Source organism: Vibrio sp. 1457, from assembly GCF_033340195.1.
Taxonomy (GTDB): domain Bacteria; phylum Pseudomonadota; class Gammaproteobacteria; order Enterobacterales; family Vibrionaceae; genus Vibrio; species Vibrio alginolyticus.
Genome location: NZ_JAWOWA010000007.1, coordinates 162,165 through 183,257, shown reverse-complemented (window position 1 = coordinate 183,257; position 21,093 = coordinate 162,165). Strand labels below are relative to the sequence as shown.

Annotated in this window: 20 protein-coding genes; 9 read left to right on the top strand and 11 right to left on the bottom strand. The window is 44.7% G+C overall.

Features of this window, described 5'->3' with window-relative positions; translation table 11 throughout:
* Positions 1-196: 196 nt before the first annotated feature.
* Together R7Z41_RS10030 and R7Z41_RS10025 are read left to right on the top strand one after the other, a co-directional pair.
* Positions 197-595: an OsmC family protein gene (locus tag R7Z41_RS10030; protein ID WP_005374132.1), complete on the top strand. Its 399-nt coding sequence runs from the start codon at positions 197-199 to the stop codon at positions 593-595.
* A 129-nt stretch (positions 596-724) separates the two neighbouring features.
* Positions 725-1,285: a sugar O-acetyltransferase gene (locus R7Z41_RS10025; protein WP_053349374.1), complete on the top strand. Its 561-nt coding sequence runs from the start codon at positions 725-727 to the stop codon at positions 1,283-1,285.
* A gap of 520 nt (positions 1,286-1,805) precedes the next feature.
* On the opposite strand, the gene R7Z41_RS10020 is transcribed toward R7Z41_RS10025, so the two are convergent.
* From R7Z41_RS10020 to R7Z41_RS10000, 5 genes are all read right to left on the bottom strand, one after another.
* Complete coding sequence (locus tag R7Z41_RS10020; RefSeq protein ID WP_225478022.1) at positions 1,806-2,864, bottom strand: glycine zipper family protein; 1,059 nt, start codon at positions 2,862-2,864, stop codon at positions 1,806-1,808.
* A gap of 514 nt (positions 2,865-3,378) precedes the next feature.
* Positions 3,379-3,561: a hypothetical protein gene (locus tag R7Z41_RS10015; protein WP_064369688.1), complete on the bottom strand. Its 183-nt coding sequence runs from the start codon at positions 3,559-3,561 to the stop codon at positions 3,379-3,381.
* A 164-nt stretch (positions 3,562-3,725) separates the two neighbouring features.
* Complete coding sequence (locus R7Z41_RS10010; RefSeq protein ID WP_005497912.1) at positions 3,726-4,412, bottom strand: helix-turn-helix transcriptional regulator; 687 nt, start codon at positions 4,410-4,412, stop codon at positions 3,726-3,728.
* Positions 4,413-4,459: 47 nt separating this feature from the next.
* Complete coding sequence (locus tag R7Z41_RS10005; protein WP_021452372.1) at positions 4,460-4,774, bottom strand: hypothetical protein; 315 nt, start codon at positions 4,772-4,774, stop codon at positions 4,460-4,462.
* A 115-nt stretch (positions 4,775-4,889) separates the two neighbouring features.
* Positions 4,890-5,813 (bottom strand): LysR family transcriptional regulator, encoded by a 924-nt coding sequence (locus R7Z41_RS10000; RefSeq protein WP_104980365.1) that lies wholly within the window; start codon positions 5,811-5,813, stop codon positions 4,890-4,892.
* Positions 5,814-5,951: 138 nt separating this feature from the next.
* On the opposite strand from R7Z41_RS10000, the gene yjjG reads away from it, so the two are divergent.
* Positions 5,952-6,626 (top strand): pyrimidine 5'-nucleotidase, encoded by a 675-nt coding sequence (gene yjjG / locus R7Z41_RS09995; protein ID WP_005374109.1) that lies wholly within the window; start codon positions 5,952-5,954, stop codon positions 6,624-6,626.
* A 51-nt stretch (positions 6,627-6,677) separates the two neighbouring features.
* Positions 6,678-7,217 carry an NUDIX domain-containing protein gene (locus R7Z41_RS09990; RefSeq protein WP_225478023.1) on the top strand — a complete coding sequence of 180 codons (540 nt, stop codon included), beginning with the start codon at positions 6,678-6,680 and terminating at the stop codon, positions 7,215-7,217.
* Positions 7,218-7,296: 79 nt separating this feature from the next.
* Here the strand turns inward: R7Z41_RS09990 and R7Z41_RS09985 are convergent, their stop codons facing one another.
* From R7Z41_RS09985 to R7Z41_RS09970, 4 genes are all read right to left on the bottom strand, one after another.
* On the bottom strand, positions 7,297-7,731 hold the full coding sequence (locus tag R7Z41_RS09985) for a hypothetical protein (RefSeq protein WP_104980368.1): 435 nt from the start codon (positions 7,729-7,731) through the stop codon (positions 7,297-7,299).
* Positions 7,732-7,751: 20 nt separating this feature from the next.
* Positions 7,752-8,303, bottom strand: coding sequence for a YtfJ family protein (locus tag R7Z41_RS09980; RefSeq protein WP_225478024.1), 552 nt, complete (start codon positions 8,301-8,303; stop codon positions 7,752-7,754).
* Positions 8,304-8,382: 79 nt separating this feature from the next.
* Complete coding sequence (locus R7Z41_RS09975) at positions 8,383-9,102, bottom strand: carbonic anhydrase (RefSeq protein WP_225478025.1); 720 nt, start codon at positions 9,100-9,102, stop codon at positions 8,383-8,385.
* Positions 9,103-9,180: 78 nt separating this feature from the next.
* Positions 9,181-10,524 carry an OmpP1/FadL family transporter gene (locus tag R7Z41_RS09970; RefSeq protein ID WP_104980373.1) on the bottom strand — a complete coding sequence of 448 codons (1,344 nt, stop codon included), beginning with the start codon at positions 10,522-10,524 and terminating at the stop codon, positions 9,181-9,183.
* A gap of 771 nt (positions 10,525-11,295) precedes the next feature.
* Here R7Z41_RS09970 and R7Z41_RS09965 point away from each other — a divergent pair.
* The 3 genes from R7Z41_RS09965 to R7Z41_RS09955 are packed head-to-tail and all read left to right on the top strand — an operon-like array spanning position 11,296 to position 15,828.
* The gene (locus tag R7Z41_RS09965; protein ID WP_033906270.1) at positions 11,296-12,471 is read left to right on the top strand and encodes an efflux RND transporter periplasmic adaptor subunit; all 1,176 of its coding nucleotides are present in this window, start codon (positions 11,296-11,298) and stop codon (positions 12,469-12,471) included.
* A 1-nt stretch (position 12,472) separates the two neighbouring features.
* Positions 12,473-14,437 (top strand): MacB family efflux pump subunit, encoded by a 1,965-nt coding sequence (locus R7Z41_RS09960; protein ID WP_021484336.1) that lies wholly within the window; start codon positions 12,473-12,475, stop codon positions 14,435-14,437.
* A 14-nt stretch (positions 14,438-14,451) separates the two neighbouring features.
* Positions 14,452-15,828, top strand: a complete 1,377-nt coding sequence (locus R7Z41_RS09955; RefSeq protein WP_225478026.1) for an efflux transporter outer membrane subunit — start codon at positions 14,452-14,454, stop codon at positions 15,826-15,828.
* Positions 15,829-15,924: 96 nt separating this feature from the next.
* Here the strand turns inward: R7Z41_RS09955 and R7Z41_RS09950 are convergent, their stop codons facing one another.
* Positions 15,925-16,467, bottom strand: a complete 543-nt coding sequence (locus tag R7Z41_RS09950; RefSeq protein WP_005374097.1) for a carboxymuconolactone decarboxylase family protein — start codon at positions 16,465-16,467, stop codon at positions 15,925-15,927.
* 111 nt (positions 16,468-16,578) lie between these two features.
* Between R7Z41_RS09950 and R7Z41_RS09945 the strand changes: the two genes are divergently transcribed.
* A complete protein-coding gene (locus R7Z41_RS09945) occupies positions 16,579-17,181 on the top strand; it encodes a TetR/AcrR family transcriptional regulator (protein WP_005384344.1) in 603 nt (200 codons plus the stop codon).
* A gap of 151 nt (positions 17,182-17,332) precedes the next feature.
* Here the strand turns inward: R7Z41_RS09945 and R7Z41_RS09940 are convergent, their stop codons facing one another.
* On the bottom strand, positions 17,333-18,589 hold the full coding sequence (locus tag R7Z41_RS09940; protein ID WP_104980377.1) for a type 2 secretion system lipase: 1,257 nt from the start codon (positions 18,587-18,589) through the stop codon (positions 17,333-17,335).
* A gap of 466 nt (positions 18,590-19,055) precedes the next feature.
* Here R7Z41_RS09940 and R7Z41_RS09935 point away from each other — a divergent pair, with 466 nt between their 5' ends.
* The gene (locus R7Z41_RS09935) at positions 19,056-21,086 is read left to right on the top strand and encodes a S8 family serine peptidase (RefSeq protein ID WP_053307150.1); all 2,031 of its coding nucleotides are present in this window, start codon (positions 19,056-19,058) and stop codon (positions 21,084-21,086) included.
* The last annotated feature ends 7 nt before the right edge of the window (positions 21,087-21,093 follow it).

The window sequence follows — 21,093 nt, the reverse complement described above, 5'->3', positions numbered from 1 at the left end:
CTCATCGTTATTTTTGTAGAAAGTGTTACTTAAATAAAAAGTGTTACGTATAGAGAAAGGTAACCGAGCGAAAAAATTACAGTAATGTTGAAAATTCCGTTGCCCTTTTATGCGATAGAGCTAAAGTATCGACAAGAAACACACCGCTAGTAAGGGCAACGATGCCTTGAATAAGCGATGCTAAATGAGGTAAATCATGCAAGCTGAAGTTAAATGGATAGAAGATTTTAAATTCCTTGGGCAATCTCAGTCGGGCCACTCCGTAGTGATGGATGGCAATGGCGGTGCAACCGCACCAAGCCCAATGGAAATGGTACTAATGGCTGCTGGTGGCTGTAGCTCTGTCGATGTTGTTGATGGTTTGAAAACAGCAGGCCAAAAGGTTTCGTCAGTTAATGCCAAGCTAACCACAGAGCGTCGTGAAACCGCGCCGCGTATCTTTACGCAAGTGAATATCCACTTTGAAGTGTCAGGTGACGAGCTTGACCCAGAAGTCGTAGCAAAAGTGGCGGCTGACTCGCTAGAAAAATACTGCTCGGTTTGCTTAATGCTAGGCGAAGGTGTTGAGATGACCCACAGTTGGGAAATTGTGTAAGTCGACAAACTCCACAAAATATAAAAACAGGAAAGAGAAAAGTCCGGGCTTTTCTCTTTTTTTATTTCACAGTTCACGTACCTTGTGAAGAATCTGAAAGCAGTAATTGCAGGTTGTAGGAGTCTTCCAGTGACAGAACTAGAAAAAATGATGTCTGGCCAGGTCTTTGATGGCATGGACAAAGAAATTGACGCCATTAGAAGCCATGCTCTTCAAGCACTTAGAGCACTTAACAATAACACCGACGAAAGTCAGCGCGACGAATTGCAAAAGCAGCTATTTGGCAAGGTAGGCCGTTGTATTGTCCAGTCCCCTTTTCATTGTGAATTTGGTAAGACCATCGAAATAGGTGAAGAAACTTTTATCAACATGAACGTGGTCATGCTCGATGGTGCCAAAATTACCATTGGGAACCACGTGCTCATTGGACCGAGCGTGCAATTCTATACCGCTTCTCATTCTGTTGATTACCGAAGTCGTCGACGTTGGGAAACGTTTTGTAAACCTATCACGATTGAAGATGATGTGTGGATTGGCGGAAATTCCGTCATCAACCAAGGTGTAACAGTTGGCGCTCGCTCGGTGATTGCGGCGAACTCGGTCGTTAACCATGATGTGCCGCCAGATTGTCTATACGGAGGCACGCCAGCTAAGTTGATTCGTCGTCTCAACGAAGAAGAATTATTGTAAGAGAGCAAGCGTCGTTGTGACAATTATATAGCTTTCGAGAAGAATATAGCTTATTCGAGTTACATTAAGCCCAAATAAGCTATTTCTACATTATTCAACTTCAAAGTTTCAACTTGAACTTGAAAAACAATAAGGTATTAAGGGTTTAAACTATCTACTAATGCGAGTATTCCAGCTGAAGAGAATACGACTATCAGCATAGAGGAGTTTATAATAATTATTCCTATTAATAGAATTGATAGTGAGCGGTACCATCTAGGCACTTCTTTGGAGATATCGGGTAACTTTCGTTTTTTACCTGAGCTAGGTTGGACGATTAAACGAACAAACATCAATGTTCGGAAAAATGCGTAAGGCCATCCCGTAAATAGAGCTAGTTCGAAAGTGTTAAAATAAGGTTCTGTAAAGTAACTATTGACAACTTTTTTTGGCATTAAAATATGCATGATACCTATAAATAATGTCTGGAGAAAAATAATCAATATTCCAGAAAACATTAAGTATCCAATAATATTCCAAACTAATTGCATATGGCACCCAAGTTTGTCTTTGAAACTAAGTCAGGCTGAGAGCCTAAGTTGTTGTATGTAAGCACAGCTGCTTTACCGGAGGCGTACCCAATAGCGGTAGTACCGGCAGCGAGTACAATGGCAGTCCCCCAGCCAATAGGGTTTGATACTAAAAATAGACCGACTAACGCGCTGGTACCCATTCCTACAACTGTGCTAGTTATTGACTCAACAAAAATTTCATTCTTCTCATGTTGGTCTTGTGTATTCGCAATCTGAATGCAGGAAGCCGTCAGACCAACACCGACTAAAACATGTCCGCCCACTTTAGATGCTTGAGCTATTTTATTCAGTTTTTCGGCTTGTTTAACTATATGAGCATTCGCAGGTAACCCTCCACTTCGAGCTATGCGAATAGACTGGTGAGTCGTTTTGTTGCCAAATAACAGCTTTTCCATAGGGCCAACATTTTTCTTTAGTAGGTCTAAATGTTTTTTACGTCGACCATCATATTGTCCTTTACTTATTACTCCGTTTTTATAGTTTGCGTAAAGGTCGTTGATGTTCTCAATGAGCTTAATATTTCCTTTACTCATCAAGTTACCTGTAGCACCCATCAAGGTACCTCCTGGAATAGTAATCATATTGGCGTTGTTTTCTAACCATGCCAACGCCCAAAACATGTCAGCATGGTGCGGTGGAACTTGATTTGAGATTGATTTTGGAGGTTGATTGTAGCTGAGAAGATTGGGAGGCAAAACTTTATGGGGAGGAGAGCTGGGCATTTGAGGTTTAGACGCTGGGTAGGTCCCTAGCTTCGCGATACTTTTAGGAGGTAACGCATTGTTACTTTGAGTTTTAAGTTGAGAGCTTGATTTGGGTAGAGCTGATAACCAAATGATATCGCCAGCTCTAATGCGGTTAGGATCTGAAATATGCTTGTTTAATGTCATTATATGAGTCAGTACCATCTGATAGTCCTTGCTACCATATGGAGCACCATACATGTTTAATATAATTGATGATAAGTTATCATGAGTTTTTATTTTATACTCAAATAATCCCGACACAGAGCACCTCTAGCTAATAATTTGTTTGTGCAGATACTAACAAAAAACTATATTTAATAAGGTTTATTTTTTGTATTCTAGACTTTCATTTTAAAAAGTTAAAAATTAGCTGATGTATTTATTATTTGTATGAAATTGTTAATGTGATTTTTTACATTTAAAGTGTGATATTAAACTTGGTTGGATAAGTGAAGGTCATACATGATTTGCTAGTGATAAAAAACCTGCGATAAAAAATACAAGTGCTAACATTGTAGAGTTTATGATAATTACCCATATTATTATGAAGGATAATAGGCGGTACCACCTAGGCCCCTCTTGGGATACATCAGGTAACTTTCGCTTTTCACCTGAGCTAGGTTGAACGATTAAACGAACAAACATCAATGTTCGGAAAAATGCTTAAGGCTAACCTCCAAATATAGTTGGTCGTGTATAAAATGGATAACGTGTAATGGCGAGATGTAAGCCTTGCACAACTAACAAAGGTTGGTTAAACAAGGCTAATAGTCGGTTATGGATGAATAACGATTTGTTGCTCCTCAGTCATCACAAGTATCGCTTTGCTTTGTTCGATAAGTTGGGCAGCATAAGAAGGGGTAACGGCCTGCATATCACCTTTAGATCGAAGAGTTAAAGACTCCCACGCTTGATCTCTATATTTCCCTGCTTGGGTGTATTGAATCAGTACTTTCATAGCTTCACGCTCCGGTGTGGTTGACGTGCTACTTAAGTTAACGATCTTAGGTTGGTTGCGCATCTGTTAAAAATGAAACATTAGTTTAACCAAATGTGCCTTTCCAAATATCGCGCATTGAGCAGAGCAATTTAGAATCCTTGTGATGGAAGGATGAAGAACACTCAATCTTTCGATTCATACTGCGCAATATAATGTTTGAGAGATTTGGTTTCCGCACTCTGAAACTCTTCATCGTGCATACGCAGTGCTTGGATACGGTCGAGGCGGAACTGGCGGTAGTCATCGCGCAATTCGCACCAGGCGACCAGCGTCCAGACTTTGCCCCAAAAGAACTGGCCTAACGGTTGGATTTTTCTCTCGGTCACCTGTCCGCTTTCATCTTGGTAATCCAAACTGACCTTAAACTGATGATCAATCGCGTGGCGCAGAAGCTGCCCTCGTTTGGCAGTCTCGGATTGGGTGTGATAATCGGGCACAATCAGCGGACAATCTTCCACTTGTTGTTTGAGCTTATCGGGCAATACCGAAAGTATTTTGGTGGACGCAGAGTGAGACGCTTCGGCGAGTTCGGCATCCGACCAGGCTCGAACCATCCGCATACCCAGTTCAAGCGCCATCATCTCTTTTTCTGAGAACATCAAAGGCGGCAGATGAGAGCCAGCTTGCAACAGGTAGCCGACACCTGCTTCACCTTGAATCGGAACACCAGAACTGAGCAACGACTGAATATCGCGATAAATCGTACGTTCGCTAACTTCCATTCTTTCTGCGAGCTCTTTCGCTGTCACGGCGTAACGCTTTGCGCGCAGAAGCGTCAGTAGCTCAAACAGTCGTTCTGATTTGCTCATGATGTTCCTTATCTAGACCTACTGGTTGTTAGTGGTAGTGTGGCTGATTACTTCTCTAGCTCACTGCACATTTTTAAGTTGTGATGTTTAAGCTCGAAGCTTTCGCAGTCAATCATTGATAACAGAGGCTGAAATTCAGCGGCTTGCTTAATCTGTTTTCCCGCCTGTTTTGCATCGTCCATTGAACGCCAGTAAATGATGTCTGTCCACACATCGTCCGTCGCTTCGTGACTGAGTGAGCGATACAAAAAGCCCGGCAGATTCTTCACAAACGTTTGTGACTGTTTGGCAGCGGCGATCACGTCTTGCTCTGTTGTGCCTGCGGTTAGACGAAATTGCACAGTTTCGATAACGGTTTCCATATTGTGATTCCTTATTGGTTTTGGCGGATTGCCTGTTGAGTTCCAAATAAGGTTACGCGGATGGAATGTCAGAACATGTCAGTAGTGAAATCTCACTCACTTATCATCAATATGGTTATTTTTCTGGGCTGTTGTAACGATCCCAATAAGGTAAATCTGTGCCGAGTTTTTCGCTGATAAAATCGATAAAGGCTCTTACTTTCAACGGCATGTGCTTGCGCTCAGGAAAAACCGCATAAATGGCGTGTTCTGGCAGAGAATACTCTTCCATCACCGGTTTTAGATTTCCTGCGGCAAAGTCTCTCCCTGCAATAAATGTTGGCAGCTGCGCAATGCCCGAACCTCTTAACAGCAACTGGCGAATGGCTTCGCTGTTATTGACGATAAAGTTTCCTTTTGGAAGTACCTTGTATTCGCTGCCGTTGTTGATGAACATCCATTCGACGCCGCCACGGAAATAGGAGTAGCGCAGGCAGTTGTGACTGACTAAATCACTTGGTTTTTGTGGTGTGCCGAACTCCGCTAAGTAATCTGGCGAGGCACAAAGCACACTTTTACAAGGGGCGAGACGTTTTGCGATTAGATTGGAAGAGGTGAGTTCACCAATACGGATCCCCAAATCAAAACCGTCTTTAACCAAATCGACCATTTTGTCTTCGAGGCTTAAATCCACTTCAATTTTCGGGTAACGAGCGAGAAACTCGCTGATCAAAGGCGCGATATGCAGTACACCGAAAGACATCGGCACGGTAATTTTGAGCCGACCTTGTGGAGAGCCTTGCAGTTCCGATACCGCGTCTACGCCTTGTTGGGCTAGGTTGAGCGCTTGAGAGGCGTACTCAAAATAGCGTTCTCCTGCTTCGGTCAGGCTCAGCTTACGCGTGGTTCGGTTAAGGAGACGAATGCCCAAATCGTCTTCTAGTTGGTTGATGCGTTTGCTGATCGCCGATTTCGTCAGATTCAGCTGTTTGGCCGCAAGGGAAAAGCTGCCGCATTCGACAACAGCAACAAAAACGGGCAGGGAGGCAATCGCGTTCACTTCAATCTCCTATTATCGTGAAGCATTTATTGTTGAGCACAAGGATACAATTAATTTCCAATTATAGAGATTATCTTCAAGAAGAAAACAATCTAGACTATGCACCAGTATTACGACCTTGATTTTGGGAAGAAGAAAATGAAGTACGATTGGATCCTGTTTGACGCTGACGAAACCTTATTCCACTTTGATGCTTTCAAAGGTTTGCAGCTTATGTTTTCTCGCAAAGGCGTAGATTTTACTGAACAAGATTTTGCTCATTACCAAACCGTAAACAAACCGCTTTGGGTGGATTACCAAGACGGCAAAGTAACGGCAGATGAGCTAAAACATAAGCGTTTTACCGAGTGGGCTGAGAAGTTGAATACCACAACAGCAGATCTCAACAGCGCATTTTTAGAAGCAATGGCCGATATTTGCAGCTTGTTGCCAGGTGCAAAAGAGCTGATGGAAGCGCTGCAAGGCAAAGCTAAAATGGGCATCATCACCAACGGTTTTACAGAGTTGCAAGCAATTCGCCTTGAGCGCACAGGGATGACTGAGTACTTCGATAAAGTGGTGATCTCTGAACAAGTGGGCGTAGCAAAACCGGACTTAGGTATTTTTGAATACGCGATGCAGCAAATGGGCAACCCATGCAAAACGCGCGTACTGATGGTGGGTGACAACCTGCATTCCGATATTCTGGGTGGTAATAATTTTGGTATTGAAACTTGCTGGTTAAATACCACAGGCGCAAGCGTCGATGAGCGTATCGCACCAAATTATACCGTTGAGTCTTTGAGTGAACTAAAGAACATTTTGGTGGCGTAACCGAATCGGGTATTATTCCGCAGTAACCCTCAGAAAAATCAAGGAATAACCATGTCAGACATCAAGCAGTTAGACAGCAAAGTCGTTTACCAGAACAAGTGGATGACGGTGCGTGAGGACAAAATTTTACGTCCGAGCGGCGCAGAGGGCATCTATGGTGTGGTCGACAAACCTGATTGTGCTTCGATTCTGGCTATCGATAACGGGATGATTCACTTGGTTCAGCAGTACCGTTACACCGTAGGTCAACGTTGTTGGGAGATCCCACAAGGGGCGTGGGAATCAAACCCAGATGCGGATCATCTTGAGCTTGCCAAAGGCGAGCTGCGTGAAGAAACGGGCACGCAGGCGAGCGCTATGGCGTATGTCGGCGCGCAGTTTATCGCATACGGCTTTTTGAATCAGACATGTCACGTCTACTTCGCCAGTGATTTAACGGACGTGGGCAATCAACTCGACAGTGAAGAAGAGGATTTGATCACTCGCGCTTTTTCTGTTGAGGAGTTCGAACAGATGATGATCGACGGCACGATCAAAGATTGTGTCACCATCGCCGCTTATGGTTTGGCGAAGCTGAAGAAATTCATTTAGTTATCCATGACGATTTTTTAATGAAAACAGCGGCCTAGTGCCGCTGTTTTTAGTTTGGGTGAGCTCGTTGAGCCATTGCTTACTCGTCGATTTTCTTACCTAAGATTTCCACTTGCGCTTTTTTGGTCACCCCCGCGACTTGCAGCGCAGTGCTGCCAACCGATTCATAGTTCAACTCGATTTTGTCTAACTTCGCGTTATCTTTTGTTGGTAGGCTTAAGCTTCTTGATGACATGCCTTTAGTCAGAACACCTAAACTGTCGAACGTCTTTTCCTGACCATCTTTCATGATTACTTTAACGCTTTTCAGATCGACCGTACCTTGCGTACATTTGATTTTGATGTGGCTGAAACGAGCGTTAGCAAATGGTGACAGTGGATTGACTGTGTCGGTTTCCGATTTAAAACTGACGGTTTTATCTGCAATCTTGTCCCAACCGTTGTCTCCAGCAATCGATTGGAAAGAGGCTACAGCCGCTAAAAGACAGAGCGCGATGGTGTTGAATAGTTTCATAACTTTTCCTTACCTTAGGTTTAGATATTCTGTTTAATCAGTTCGATGACGTGTGTGACTTCGTCTTGAGTTAAAGCCCCTTCTTTCACGAATAAAATTTCGCCTTGTTTATTTTGTACGATAATCGCAGAACTTTCTTGCTGCAGATCCCAAGTTGTTGCTAATACGCCATTTTTGTCTAACACCATGGAAGACCAAAAGAATGTCTTTTTGCTGTCCTCTGCCGACGATTTTACAAATGTACCGGTTCCCCATATGGCGTCTTCTTGGTTGATTACGGTTGTGGTCTGATACTGATCTTCAGGAAAGTGAGCGGCAGTGATTGCTGACATCAGCGGCGCGTTCATCTCTTTAGCTTTACTACGACCTGCAATGGCTTGTATCACACGGACTTTGCCTAACATCTGCTGAGTTGCCCAAGGTTGATAAGCCACATCGTCTCCTTGCAGCGTCATTTCGCCATAGGTATCAATGCTGACGGATGGGGTAGTTTGACCGACAGAAAGGTTATGAGAGAAGGCGAGTGTCGGGGTGAGTGCGAGTAAGAGTGACAGAACAGATGGAGTTTTCATTGGGGGTTCCTGTAACGAAGTGAGGTTAGAGCGAATCAAAATAAGGGGCAAATACGATGCCCCTTATCGGATGTGGCGTTTAGTTAGAAAGTACAACGCGCGCATTTAGCGGTTGCAGCGGACGATTGTTTTGTCCCATGACTTCCATCAGTTTCGCGGCTTGATCTTTGGATAAGGTTTGAGTGTCTTTAAGCACAAACCAGCGCACACCTTCTGAACATGGCGGTGTGGTTAAAGAGCCGTTAAATCGATAGTAGTTTTCAGTTTTTGGCAGTAAGTCATTAATCTCAAAATTATCTTTAAAGAGCGTGGTTTGATTCTCTTGTGGGATTGCGTTGATCAGTTTAGACAGCGCTGCGTTTTGATCGCCAGCATCAAACATCACCGAAATTACCGCCAACTCGCCGTCTGCGTTGGCGTGTACAAAGTGCGCTTCAAGTGGATATTGGCGGCCTTTGATTTGGTTTTCTGAAGGTGTGTGGAAATGGAACTGTTGCAGCTCGAACGTCTCGCCATCGATGGTGAAGCTGTTACGTCCGTTCACTTGCGCTTGCAGCGTATGACCATTGTTGGTTAAACCAATGACCTGACCAGTGTACGAAAGGTTCAGTGCTTCCAGTTTTGCGTCGGCTGGGTTGTCGATGTTGATTGGGCTTTGGTTTTTCGTGGTTGCGCAGTCTTTGGCGATGTCTCCCCAGTGTTCTGGCCCGTGTTTTTCATTGCCATAGCCCCATTCCGAAGCCTGAGCCGCGCCTAGAGTGAGAAGTGAGAGTGAAAAAGCAAGTAGTGTTTTGTTCATAATAATGTCTCTGTTCGGTCGCCTTGATAAGCGTTGTTACAAGGCAATGACCTAGAGGTCTGATCACTGCCTGACAAATTAGAAACGGTGGCTGAGCTGGGTACCAATTAGGAACGCATTTGAATGGGTAACGCCCGTCACCATCGGTGCAGGAACACCTTCATACGCGTACTCTTCTACGTTGACATCTTCACCAATCAAGTACGTCATGCCGATGTCAACCGTGGTATCTGATGACCATTGGTAAGAGGCACCCGCAGATAACCAGTGACGGTTTGAATCTGGGATAGAAAGCGAAGTCAGCTCATCGACAGGTGTTTTGTCGAACATGTAACCCGTGCGAAGTGTCCAACGTTCATTGGCGTACCAAGTCGCACCGATGGAGTAGTGCGCGGAGTCTTGCCACTGAAAATCTTTTAGCAACTGATCATCAGCTTTCAAGCTGTCAAATGCTGACCAACCAATCCACTGCACAGAATAGTGCAGGGCAAATTTAGGTAAGACGCGGTGATAACCGGAAAACTCCGCAATATCCGGTAGCGGCATAGCAAGCGAGTCGTACGATTCGCCAGCAAAGTGGATGTCACCCTTGGCATCAATGTTAGGGCTGTGCTTGTAGCTTAAACCTAAGCGATGACGTTCGTTAAACTCGTACATCATGCCAATGTTCGCGCCCAGCCCAATGCCGCCAGCCTCCACATCAAGTGCGTTGCCTTTTACGGATCCACAGTGTTGTTCTAGTTCGTTTCCAAGTATGTTCCCACCAACGCAAACACCCACGTCCATATCGCGGTACAGCTCACCAGAGCCGTAAATCACATCAATACCACCACCGATACTAAAACGATCGTTCACCTTGTATGCCAAGCTTGCGCCAAGGTTGACACTCGCTACGCTGGTGACACCGCCAAAAACAGGTGCGCCATAGTTTGGTTTAAACTCCATGTCGGTTCCGAAGTTGGAATATGCCGATAAGCCTAGATACCAGTCGTCGTTGATAGGGTGAATAAAGTAAAAATTGGGTACAACGGCTGGTTGACCAACGCCATCGACGTCATCAATGTCGGTCACGGTTTGAGAGAAGGACGGGGTAATGTCAACTTGAGGGGACGGAGGAAAACCGCCCATACCAACATTGACATCTGCATTAATATTAGCTCGATGATATTGCGCATTTTTAACGGTAACGTCAGGTTTGACGTAAGTGACACCGAACGATAAGGCATTTTGTTTAAACAGCGTCATCGCTGCGGCGTTGCGGCTGACTACAGATGCATTATCACCAATGACGGCATCACCAGCAAAAGCACGACCAAGACCCGTCGCAGAATGTTCGTTAATTTGAAAACCACCGGCATACGCCGTCGAGGAGGCTAACCCGATTAATAAATAAATCGGTGAAAGAGTTAATTGTCGTTGCATGTTTTTCTCATGAATTAATTAGAAGTTGTATTGCAACTAAAATTAGTAAAATAAACAAATCTGACCAGTGTGTTTAGGAGTAAAACTAACAGTGTGCTGACAATAAGTAAATTTAACTTAATAAATATTTATTGTTGAATTTATTAATGCTTCATGGCGTGAATATAGTAGTTATTTTAAGTGTAAATTAAACCCTGAACCTCTATTTTTATTTTTGCGGTATTACTTCTCTATTTTTATTGTGCTGACTGTTCCCTAACAAATAGAGGGAAATCCAGCGATAAAGTGTCCGTGATGGAAACTCTGAGTCATTTGTATTTCCATTGCATCCCAACGTTGGTAGTTCGAATCAGCAAGAGAACTATCGTTTAAACCCACATGACACACTCCTCTCGGTCTTACCTGTGTTATGTGGGTATTTTTTATTTAACTTGCCACTTAACTCCTCTTGAAATTCAATAATTAAAAATGGCCATAATGAAATTTTAATGGATTGCATATTGAATAAGTTAAGATTTTTACTGGTTTGTTGGTATTTAAAAGTTTTGTTTATAATACTTATAACTTGAATTTCTATATTAAAAATGGTCTTTGCTATACGTATTGAATAATAAAGCTTTGAAGTGACTATAATATCTCTGATTTTTCACGTTAGTGAAGTTATTCATTCAGTTTCTTGACGTTAATTTACCTATCTTTACGTCTCGTACCCTGTACGGCTAAGACAAATAGCAGTATAAAATCAAAACGATTATTTACTTCACTCCTGCTATGAAACTCAATAAAAAATGGCTCGTTTTGTGTGGCCTACTTGCTATTGGTGCTGGTGGTTATCATTATCTGCAACGTCCAGAACCCATTTCTCCTTACGCGACAGAAGTCGTTCGCAAAGGCAATATCGAAAAGGCGGTATTAGCTAACGGCATGTTGCAAGCGTCCAAATTGGTGAATGTAGGTGCGCAAGTATCTGGGCAAATTCAACGCCTCGCTGTGAACTTAGGGGATGAGATAAAACAGGGGGACTTGATTGCACAGATTGACAGCCTGACTCAGCAAAACAGCCTCAAAGAAGCCCAAGCGTCTCTTAATAGTCTCAACGCTCAGTACCAGGCTAAGCAAGCGCAGATTAAACAAGCAAACTATGAATACGTGCGCCAAAAAGGCATGTTGGCAGCGAAAGCGAGCTCACGAGCTGATTACGAGAATGCCGAAGCGACGCTCGCCATCTACAAAGCCGAGTTAGCGCAACTGGATGCCGAAATCGAGAAAGCCAAAATCAACGTCGACAATGCGCAGTTAGATCTCGGTTACACCACCATCAACGCACCGATGGATGGCACGGTGGTCTACACCGCGGTGGAAGAAGGACAAACCGTAAACGCCAATCAAACCACGCCAACGATTATCGAGTTAGCCAAGTTAGATACGATGACGGTGAAAGCCGAAATTTCGGAAGCCGATGTGATTTTTGTTCACCCAGGCCAAACGGCGCTGTTCACCATTTTAGGCAAACCGAATCAGCAGTTTAAAGGTACATTGCGCGCCATTGAGCCGGGGCCAACCATCATGGATGGCGATGACAGCGATTTGAGCATTTCAGATAGCGACGCCATTTACTACAACGCTGTATTTGATGTGAAGAACCCGCAAGGTATTTTGCGTATTGGCATGACTGCGCAAGTTTCGATTGTCCTTGAGCAATCGGAAAATACCTTGATTGTCCCTTCACAAGTGCTGCAAAAATCTGGCGGCAAAGGCAACTATACCGTGCCAGTGCTTGAACAGGGCCAAGTGGTGGAAAAGCCCGTGACAGTGGGTATTAACAACAAAGTGAACGCAGAAATTCTCTCAGGTTTGAAGGAGGGTGACCAGGTTGTTCTTGGCAATGCTATGGATGGAGAATCATCAAGCCGAGGTGATCGTCGTCGACCTCCAATGAGGTTCTAAGATGAGTGACGTGCTTTTAAAAGTTGAGGATTTAACTCGACGTTTTGTCTCTGGCGACGAGTCGCTTACTGTGTTGAACCACATTAATTTAGAGATAAAACGCGGTGAAATGGTCGCGATCGTGGGGGCTTCGGGCTCAGGTAAATCGACGCTGATGAATGTGCTCGGCTGCTTGGATAAACCGTCCAGCGGTCGATACTTCATTAATGGGCAAGATGTATCGACGTTGGAATCCGACCAACTGGCGGAGCTGCGCCGCGAGTATTTTGGCTTTATATTCCAGCGTTACCATCTGCTGGGGGATTTAACCGCGGTGGCAAACGTGGAAGTACCTGCGGTTTACGCGGGAGTTCCTCATCGTCAAAGAACGGAGCGAGCGCAGTCACTATTGGCTCGCTTGGGGCTGGAAGATCGTTTGACTCACAAGCCCAGCCAACTGAGTGGTGGCCAGCAACAGCGCGTGAGTGTTGCTCGTGCACTGATGAACGGTGGTGAGGTGATTCTCGCCGATGAGCCCACTGGCGCATTAGACAGTCACAGTGGGCAAGAGATGATGGCACTGCTTAAAGAATTGCATCAACTTGGGCATACGATCATCTTAGTGACTCATGATATGAACGTGGCGAACTTTGCGGATCGCATCATTGAAATCAAAGATGGTGAAATCATTGCAGATACGCCAAATGCACAAGTTGTAATCAATGAGCAAGCAGCAAATACACCGAGCGCGTCTTTTCATCGCCCAGCGCAAGCCGCCAGTAAGTGGTGGAAGTGGGACAGTTTTATTGACGCGCTCAAAATGGCGCTGCTGGCGATGTCTAGCCACAGAATGCGCACGTTTTTGACCATGCTCGGCATCATTATTGGTATAGCCTCGGTGGTTTCCGTGGTGGCACTAGGTAATGGTTCACAACAGCAAATTTTGTCGAATATTTCATCCATGGGAACAAACACCATTGATGTCAGGCCGGGCAAAGGGTTTGGTGACCGCCGCTCCGGACGAGTGAAAACGCTAACCGCCGACGATGCTAAATCGTTGGAGAGTCTACCTTTTGTCGACAGTGTCACGCCGTCTTTATCCAACAGCTTAACCGTGCGTTACGCCAATCAGGATGCAACCGCGTCTGTGGAAGGGGTTGGGGAAGATTATTTCCGTGTGCGCGGTTATGAGATCGCCAAAGGTCAGTTTTGGGATGAAGAGAGTGTGAATTCGCTCGCCCAAGAAGCAGTGATTGATGACAACACCAGAAAGGAAATGTTTGCGGATAGAAATCCGATTGGTGAAGTGATTTTTCTAGGTTCATTGCCAGTGCGTATTGTGGGTGTCACGCAGAAAAAAGAAGACGCGTTTGGCAACAGCGACGCGCTGAAAATTTGGGTGCCATACACCACCATGTCGGGACGAATGATGGGACAACGCTACCTCAACGGCATTACTGTACGGATTGATGAGAACGCCCCAAGCGCAGCGGTAGAACAGAGCATCATCAACTTGTTAAAAATGCGTCACGGTACAGAAGATTTCTTCACGATTAACACTGACACCATTCGTCAGAGCATCGAGAAAACCACCGCCACCATGACGTTACTGATCTCAGCGATTGCGGTGATCTCCCTAATTGTCGGCGGAATTGGCGTAATGAACATCATGTTGGTGTCGGTGACAGAGCGCACGAAAGAGATCGGTGTGCGAATGGCAGTGGGGGCGCGGCAAGCGGATATTTTGCGTCAGTTTTTGATTGAAGCGGTACTAGTGTGTTTGTGTGGTGGTATTGCTGGTATTGGGTTGGCGTTTTTGATTGGTTTTGCATTCAGTACATCTGGCAGCAGCTTCCAAATGATTTACTCAATGAACTCGATCATCTGGGCGTTTATTTGCTCAACGTTGATTGGCATCGCTTTCGGCTTTTTACCCGCTCGCAATGCCGCCAAACTCGATCCGATAGAAGCGCTAGCGAGAGACTAAAAATGAGTAACACAATGAAATTCAAGACTCGATTGGTCGCGGCTGCCTTAAGCGCAGTGTGGTTGTCAGGTTGTGGTTCGCTTATGCGTAGCGACTATCAAGCTCCTGAGGTGCAAGTGCCTGCAAATTGGCAACAGATGCATGTTGCGGGTGATGTCAGTATGGATCCTTGGTGGTTGGCGTTTAACGACCCAACTCTTAATCAATACATTACTCAGGTGTTGGCTCAAAATAACGATTTGACGCTGGCAACGCTAACGCTAAAGAAAGCGCGTTTACAGCTGGGTTTAGCGCAAGATGACCTTTTCCCTACGTTGAGTTCTTCCACATCAGGACAAGTTCAAAAATCTCTTGATAGCGGGGAATCGGCAGATAGTTACAGCACTAACTTATCCGTCAATTACGAGTTGGATTTATGGGGAAAAATCTCGGCAGACGTTGACCAAGCCAAGTGGTCGGCGATGGCAAGTCAACAAGATCGCGAGGCGACCGCACAAAGTTTGGTAGCAACGACGGCATCGCTATATTGGCAAATCGGCTATCTGCAACAGCGCTTAAACCTCAGCCAGCGTAATGTGGTAGACGCAGCTCAAACGCTACAATTGATTGAAAAACAGTACCAACTTGGCGCTGTGGATCAGTTAGATGTGCTTGAAGCCAAACGTACGTTGGCAAGCTTACAAGCGCAGCAAAGTGAGTTTGAACAGAGTTTACTTGAGGCAAACAACGCCTTTGCGATTTTGTTCAATCAACCGCCGAAGAGCATCAGTGCGACCATCCAAATGCTGCCTGAAGGCGATATGCCATCGTTGAGTGTTGGTGCTCCGTCTGATTTATTGATCCGCAGACCCGACATTAAAGCAGCGATTTACGAAGTCAAAGCCGCGCTAGCAAATAAAGACGCAGCAGATTTGGACTATTTGCCTAAGCTGACGCTCACTGGGGCTTTGGGTGGATCGTCACAAGCGCTCAAAGACCTGCTTTCCAACCCGATCGGCAGTTTAGGTGCGGATATGACGCTACCGTTTTTGCAGTGGAATGAGATGAAAAACAGCCAAGCCATTGCCGATTTAGACTATCAATCGGCCATTGTGAGCTATCGCCAAGTGTTGTACGCCGCCTTCCAAGATGTCGAAAATGCCTTGTCAGCACGAGAAAAATTGAAGTATCAAGCGGCGCGTTTACAAGAACAATATGATGCCGCAAGTGCCGCTGAGTCCATATATGCTGCGCGGTATCAGTATGGCTCGACATCGATCATGGACTATTTGAATGCCCAAGAAGACACCAGAAACGCACAAGCTTCTTTGTTGGAGAACCGCTACAACCAGTTTCTCACTCAGGTTACGCTTTACCAGTCTTTAGGAGGAACCGACGTTGCGCCGTTGTAATTAGGTGTCAGCTCACACTAGCGAAGCGCCATGCAACAAAGCCTTTTTTGAAGGTATTACTGGTCCCATGAATGGGACCAGTAATAAAAGCTTAAGTTACTTGGCGAACTTCTTGAAAGGTGCATCAACCGGGGTGTCAGCTAGGTGATTGGTGTAGTTACTCATCACTTTTTGCGCTAGACCAAGAACAATTTCAAGCAGTTGCTGCTGTCCGTAACCTGCCGCAAAGAATTTCTCTATCTGAGACTCTTCCACTACACCACGTTGACGCACCATTTGAAGCGTTGTTTCTCGTAGTGTTTCAAGTTTTTCGTCTGCCAATGGTGTTTGGTTGACGAGAGCATCAACAATCTCCTGATCCACTTTCATTGACGCCGCGATCGCACTATGAGCAGGAACGCAGTAGTGACAACCATGTTCAACGTTGATGGTTTGCCATACGACGGTCAATTCTTCTGCGTTAAATGATGTTTGTTGAAAGAGCTCATGCACAACTTGATAACCCTCAAGCAAGGTTGGCGCTTCAGCCATAACAGCATGAAGATTTGGTAGCATGCCAAACGCTTTGACTGAATTTTCAATCAGATGCTTTGATCCTTCGGGTGCGTTTTCTGCGGTATACAGTTTAAATTCTGCCATGTTTAAATCTCCTGTAATTGGATATGAGCGGATTAGGCAAGAACAGGATAGTTGATTTTGAGCGGTCGCTCAATATAAAATTGAGCACATGTTCAAAATTGATAATTGCTCATGGCGAATACAAAGAAATTCCAACGTGATGAAGTGGTGAAAGCTGCCTCGGATCTATTCTGGAAGAAAGGTTTTCATGCAACATCTACACGTGATTTACAAGATAGCGTTAATCTGCGTCCTGGAAGTATCTATGCGACGTTTGGGTCAAAAGAGGGGCTATATTGTGAAGCGCTAAAAATGTACGTTGCGAACTTACAAGCCCTGTTTGAGTTGCATTTAGCTCAGAACACAACGGTTCTAGATGCAATAGAAGCTTTCGCGATTGATGTGGTTATCAATCAGCGAGACTCCAATCCCAGTGAAGTGTGCATGTTAGTCAAATCAGCAAGTGAATTTGCTGAGGATTTTAATGCGCTGCGCAATCAAACAAACAGCTTAGCAAACCAATTTGAATCTTTTCTTGCAAAGCTGTTTGAGCGAGCAATCGAGAATGGCGAAATTGAAGCCCAGGATACATTGCTTCTTGCTCAGTTGTTCCAGGTTCAGTTTACGGGTATACGAGCCTACTCATACCGCAGTGATGATGAAACCTTAAAGACGTTGATCTCTATTATGGTGAACAGCTTCCGCGGTAACGTACCAAAACAGAACGCTGAATGAGACTGCTCAAAGTCAACGTCTCTAAATCAACGGCTTGAAGTAAGCGAGCTCAAATAAACCCGTTATCGGGGGTCGATATCGATAAAAAATGACCACGAAGCATCGTGGTCATTTTTATGCAGATTAACTTGCAATGAACAACAACGGCTTATTAAAAGCGAAACTCTTCTAAGTTATTGCTGCTTTCTAACATTTTTTCAGCCACATAACGATGCGTTGCTGTGGTTGGGTGAGTCACATCCCAGAACACGAACTTATCTGCGCCAGATGCTGCACATTCAGAACGTAATGAGTGAGTGTACATGTAGTCAACAGAGGATGAACGGTTGATGTCTAAGCAAGGGTCGCTTGCATTTACGAAACCGTGTTCTTCTGGTGCCGAGGTTAACTTCTCAAACAGTGCGTGTGTATCAAACAATGCGATGTTGTAGCCTTGGGCTTTGTAGTACATCGCTTGTGCTTTGATGAACTCGTTCATCTTCAATACTTTCGCACGAATCGTTTCAATTTCTTCCTGTGTTGAGTATTTGAACTGTGGTGCTTTGGTTGCATCTGGCAGTGTCATCAACATGAAGTTCTTCGCGCCAGCGTCTGTTAAACGAATCAGAGCTTCAGCGTAATCCGCTTTTACTTCCGGCACGCTACGGTTGTAGTTCATGAAATCATTTAAACCAAACTCTAACGTAAACAATGTGTTAGCAGGGTTGTAGTTCTTCGCCAGCTTTGTGTAGGTTAAGTAAGAAGAAACTTGTTCGCCGACACCAGTTAGCGCGATGTATTGGTTTTCACCTGCTGCGCCACCAACTGCCCAGTTGTATAGCGGTAAGTTTTTGGCTTTAGCAACGTATTCCGTCCAAACAAAACCGTTTGAGAAGTGACCCAAGAACCAGCTATTCGGGTTAGGAAAGCGCCATTGGGACGCGTTAAAGATGTTGCCTGTATCAGACAAGCTATCGCCTAAAGCCACTACTTTGTTTATCTGATCTGGTTGCATTGCAGCATCATTGCTCCAGATCGTGTGGTTATAAGAATAACGATTGTCGGCAGCAAAAAATGTAATGTCTGCGTTCTCGTTCGCTAGATCTAGTGTTTCTTCACAACGCTGGCGAATTACGTTTTGTGAGGTATTGGTGTAGAACATGTTTTTAAATGAAACAGAGCTCCACCAATAACCATCGATAGTGAAGTCACTACCATCTTTGTTTTTTGCCCATTTCCAATCGGTAGCCGCATCGTCCTTAGAGTGGCTCGTACGATACCAGCATCGAACGTACGTATAAGTTTGATTTTCTTGCGCGCTAACCACTTCAGCCGCAGAAACCATTGCCGGTGATAAAGTTGGCTCCTCTGCAATGGCGGAGGCAAGCGGAAGTAATGCAGTTAATAGTGTGATTGTTTTTTTCATCATTCACTCTTCTTGTAATGGTTATTGTTCCGAATGCGTGAATACGCTCGGCTATAACAGTATTTAGATGAGAATTTTTCTCACTAAACCTTCTAATTCTGAGTAAATGCTCAAGACAGTCAACAACTAAATATTCAATATTTCAGTTTTGGCACCACGGTCAAAAAATCCATTCAGCATAGCAATCGATTAAATGGGTGATATTTAGAATAATTACTCACTAACATTAATTTAACATTCACTTTTTGTTAATTAAGTAATTGCTTTATAAGGCTTTGTTGATGATTTTTAATGTTAACTTAAAGTGTTTATTGAATGATCTTTTGTACAAATTTGTATATTCATGAAACAAATTGTTTGGCATTTTTGCTCTGTAAACTATAGCTGAAGCTCTCATGTAAACATCATGATGATGACTTTTCATGAGAATATAGTGAATAAAAATTAGCTCAAATAAGGAATAGGGCAAATGCACTACACAACAAGTAAAAAACAAGGCTTATTTTCGTTGTCTGCCGTAGCAATAGCACTGACCACTTCGATGTCAGCGTTTGCGGCTCCACCAATGGGATTTGATGAATCTAAGTTACCGACGAAGTACATCGTCAAATTCAAAGAAGATGCAGTCAGCCGTTCTTCAATGGGGGGTAACTCATTCTGGGGGCCACGAATCGCGCAGGAGTCTGTTCTAGAACAGGTGAAGGCACGTAAGGTGGAAAAACTGGGCAATCGCGCCATTTACAGCGTTGAATTGGATGGCGATGACTTAGAGCCGCTTCGCAACCGTAGTGATGTGGAATACGTGGAAGTCGATCCACCTCGCTATTTGCTCAGCGAAACGACCCCATGGGGATATGAAGCGGTTAATGCTCAACTGCTAGCCGACTTCAATGCGGGTAATCGCACTGTATGTATTATCGATTCAGGGTACGACATTTCGCACAACGACCTAAGCGGTAACCGCGTTGCTGGTACTAACGATAGTGGTACGGGATCATGGAGTGATCCGGGTAACAACAATGCCCACGGTACTCACGTCGCGGGTACGATTGCTGCGATTGCCAACACCGAAGGTGTAAAGGGTGTGATGCCAAACCAGAATGTGAATTTGCACATCGTGAAAGTATTTAACGAATCGGGTTGGGGTTACTCATCTGGGCTTGTTAAAGCAATCCAGACCTGTGCCGATAATGGTGCTAACGTTGTGAACATGAGCCTTGGTGGTAGTCAATCAAGCCGAACTGAGCAAAATGCACTGCAAAATATTTACGATCAAGGCGTTCTATTGATCGCCGCTGCGGGCAATGATGGCAATACAGCGCACAGCTATCCAGCTTCTTATGACTCAGTGATGTCTGTTGCGGCTGTTGATAATCAAAATGATCATGCAGCGTTCTCACAATCTACTAATCAAGTTGAGATCTCAGGCCCGGGTGTGGCGATCTTATCAACGGTTACGGTAGGTGAAGGTAAACTTTCTGATATTACCTTGAATGGTGTAAGTCAGTTTGATCGTGGGATTGTTCCTCACAATCGTTTGATCAATAACGGTTCTTCGTATGTTCCGGATCCAATCGCTGGTTCAGTAACGGCAACGCTAGATAGCTGTGATGTATCTGGCGGTAATGTTAACTGTGGTGATATGTCGGGCAAAATTTGTTTGACTGAGCGTATTGGCAACCAGTCTTCAGGAAACTACCCTGAAGTGGATGCGGTTCAGGCTTGTTACAATGCGGGTGCGCGAGCTGCAATCGTATACAGCAACTCTGAACTACCTGGTTTACAAAACCCATTCTTGGTAGACACAAACAACGCTTATCGTATGGTTTCGGTAACGGTTGATCGTGCATTTGGTCAAGAGCTATTGGGGTATGTTGGTCAGGAAATTACTGTTGCAACAACCTCTGGTGAAGATTACGAGTACTACAATGGTACATCAATGGCGACACCGCACGTAACGGGCGTAGCTGGCTTGGTGTGGAGTTACCACCCAACCTGTACAGCAGCGCAAGTACGTAATGCCCTAGTGAAAACTGCAACAGATATTGATGTTGCTGGTCGAGACAACCGTACTGGCCACGGCCTAGTTAATGCTGAAGCGGCGAAGCTGTTCTTGGACGCTGGCTGTAATGGACCTGATGGTGGTAGCTCTTCGGACTCTAGCTTCTCAAATACCAGCCCTGTTGCGATTCCAGATAATAAATCTTCTGGCGCAATCAGTGCAGTAGAAGTCGATCGCTCTGGTGATTCAGGCACAGTAAGTATTGACGTTGATATTAGCCACACTTACATCGGTGATCTACGAGTGACTTTAACGTCACCGACTGGTGGAGAAGTTGTACTTCACAATAATACTGGCGGTAGCGCTAACGATATAAAAAACACGTTCCAAGCGGATTTTTCTGGTTTTGAATCGCAAGGTACATGGGAACTAAAAGCGGTGGACAGTGCCAGAAGAGACACAGGCACCATCAACAGTTGGACTCTGACCTTTCAATAAGGAGTGA